Source organism: Nocardia sp. NPDC059229 (assembly GCF_042754165.1).
GTDB lineage: Bacteria > Actinomycetota > Actinomycetes > Mycobacteriales > Mycobacteriaceae > Nocardia.
Genome location: NZ_JBHZAK010000071.1, coordinates 1 through 1624 on the forward strand (window position 1 = coordinate 1; position 1624 = coordinate 1624).

Annotated in this window: 2 rRNA genes; both read left to right on the forward strand. The window is 55.8% G+C overall.

The window, feature by feature from the left end:
- Positions 1-1389: ribosomal RNA gene (locus ACFXHE_RS44100) — 23S ribosomal RNA — on the forward strand; the annotation flags it as partial.
- A 105-nt stretch (positions 1390-1494) separates the two neighbouring features.
- Positions 1495-1611, forward strand: a 5S ribosomal RNA gene (gene rrf / locus ACFXHE_RS44105).
- Positions 1612-1624: the final 13 nt, after the last annotated feature.

Genomic DNA, 1624 nt, shown 5'->3' on the forward strand with positions numbered 1-1624 from the left:
AGCCTGAGAGGTGATGCGTAGCCGATTGAGGCGAATTCAGTGATCCTATGCTGCCGAGAAAAGCCTCTAGTGAGTTGGTACACGGCCCGTACCCCAAACCGACACAGGTGGTCAGGTAGAGAATACTAAGGCGATCGAGATAACTGTGGTTAAGGAACTCGGCAAAATGCCCCCGTAACTTCGGGAGAAGGGGGACCCGGTGTGGTGAACACCTTTGCGGTGGGAGCTGTACTGGGTCGCAGAGACCAGTGAGAAGCGACTGTTTACTAAAAACACAGGTCCGTGCGAAGTCGTAAGACGATGTATACGGACTGACGCCTGCCCGGTGCCGGAAGGTTAAGAGGACCGGTTAGCCCTTGCGGGCGAAGCTGAGAATTTAAGCCCCGGTAAACGGCGGTGGTAACTATAACCATCCTAAGGTAGCGAAATTCCTTGTCGGGTAAGTTCCGACCTGCACGAATGGCGTAACGACTTCTCAGCTGTCTCAACCACAGACTCGGCGAAATTGCAGTACGAGTAAAGATGCTCGTTACGCGCGGCAGGACGAAAAGACCCCGGGACCTTCACTATAGCTTGGTATTGGTGTTCGGTACGGTTTGTGTAGGATAGGTGGGAGACTGTGAAACCGGCACGCCAGTGTTGGTGGAGTCATCGTTGAAATACCACTCTGATCGTATTGGACCTCTAACCTCGGACCCTGATCGGGTTCAGGGACAGTGCCTGGTGGGTAGTTTAACTGGGGCGGTTGCCTCCCAAAATGTAACGGAGGCGCCCAAAGGTTCCCTCAGCCTGGTTGGCAATCAGGTGTCGAGTGCAAGTGCACAAGGGAGCTTGACTGTGAGACCGACAGGTCGAGCAGGGACGAAAGTCGGGACTAGTGATCCGGCACCGGCAAGTGGAAGCGGTGTCGCTCAACGGATAAAAGGTACCCCGGGGATAACAGGCTGATCTTCCCCAAGAGTCCATATCGACGGGATGGTTTGGCACCTCGATGTCGGCTCGTCGCATCCTGGGGCTGGAGTAGGTCCCAAGGGTTGGGCTGTTCGCCCATTAAAGCGGCACGCGAGCTGGGTTTAGAACGTCGTGAGACAGTTCGGTCTCTATCCGCCGCGCGCGTTAGAAACTTGAGGAAGGCTGTCCCTAGTACGAGAGGACCGGGACGGACGAACCTCTGGTGTGCCAGTTGTTCCGCCAGGAGCACGGCTGGTTGGCCACGTTCGGAAGGGATAACCGCTGAAAGCATCTAAGCGGGAAGCCTGTTCCAAGATGAGGTTTCTCACCCCCTCGAGGGGGTAAGGCCCCCAACAGACCATTGGGTTGATAGGCCAGAACTGGAAGTCTGGTAACAGATGTAGGTGACTGGTACTAATAGGCCGAGGACTTACCAACAAAGAAGCTACGCGTCCACTGTGCAGTATCTGAAACAACACACAGATCACTGAGAAGACTTGGCCCGCAAGGGCGAGGGCTCTCTGTGTGACAGTTTCATAGAGTTACGGCGGCTATAGCGGTGGGGAAACGCCCGGTCCCATTCCGAACCCGGAAGCTAAGGCCACCTGCGCCGATGGTACTGCACTCGACAGGGTGTGGGAGAGTAGGACACCGCCGGAACATCCTTCGCGAA